Below are 1,044 nucleotides of genomic sequence, written 5' to 3'. Positions count from 1 at the left end.
GAACATGTCGTCTTTGGCCCTTGAGTAGTCTTCCCAGCGCAGGATTGCCTCCCGGTCCATCGGCGAGAGCTTCCATTGCCGCATGGGATCATCCATCCGGGATTTGAACCGCCGCTCCTGTTCCCCATGGCTGATCGAGAACCAGTACTTGAAGAACAGAATGCCGTCCTGGATGAGGAGCCGTTCAAAGACCGGGCACTGGGCCATGAAGCGTTTGTGCTCCGCCGGGGTGCAAAAGCCCATCACGTGTTCGACGCCGGCGCGGTTGTACCAGGAGCGGTCCATCAGGACGATTTCCCCGGCGGCCGGCAGATGCGCCACATAGCGCTGGAAGTACCATTCACCGCGTTCGCGCTCAGTCGGCGCCGGCAATGCGACTATCCGGGCAAACCGCGGATTCAGGTACTCGGTGACCCGCTTGATCGCACTCCCCTTGCCGGCTGCATCCCGCCCCTCGAAGATGATGAGGACCCGCGCCCCGGTGCTCCGGACCCACTCCTGGAGGGCAACCAGTTCCGCCTGGAGCCGCAGAAGTTCGGCCTCGTAGATTCCGGCATCGAGCCGGACCGGCCGCCGTGCGGAGCCCTTCTTGCGGCCGGCGTGCCCCTTGCCTGATTTGTCCGTGCGATGTGCCATGGTTTCCGTTCCAGCATTTGGGGCGCGCGGTTTGTCCCGCCGCGCCCATTCTCGCCGTGCATCAGAACGGCTGCAAGGGTCCTCCAGCCCGGAATCCGGGACGGGCGCGTCAGCGCGGCACGATGGTCTGTTGCGCTGGGCACGAGGCCAGGATCCGTTTCATCGCCTCCTTCTCTGCCGCAGTAACCCACAGCCGGTAGGCCGCCTTAACCGAAATTTGGCGGGCGACGTAGTGGCAGCGGAAAGCCTTGTTTGGCGGCAGCCAGGTGGCGGCGTCGGAGGCACTCTTGTCCTGGTTGGCGGGACCGTCGACGGCGATCAGGTTGAGCGGATCGTTGGCCAGATGTTCACGCTGCTGCGAGGTGAGCTGCTGGGCGCCCTTTTGCCACGCGTCCCCCAGCGCCACGA

General features: G+C 64.6%; 2 protein-coding genes. Both read right to left on the bottom strand.

The window, feature by feature from the left end; genetic code table 11:
- The coding region (gene ppk2, locus LQV45_RS35295) for a polyphosphate kinase 2 (protein ID WP_230012705.1) at positions 1–636 on the bottom strand (636 nt) is incomplete at its 3' end.
- 109 nt (positions 637–745) lie between these two features.
- The coding region (locus LQV45_RS35290; RefSeq protein ID WP_230012702.1) for an HNH endonuclease family protein at positions 746–1,044 on the bottom strand (299 nt) is incomplete at its 5' end.

Source organism: Microbacterium sp. Bi128, assembly GCF_918698205.1.
This window is presented reverse-complemented; position numbering and strand designations above follow the sequence as displayed.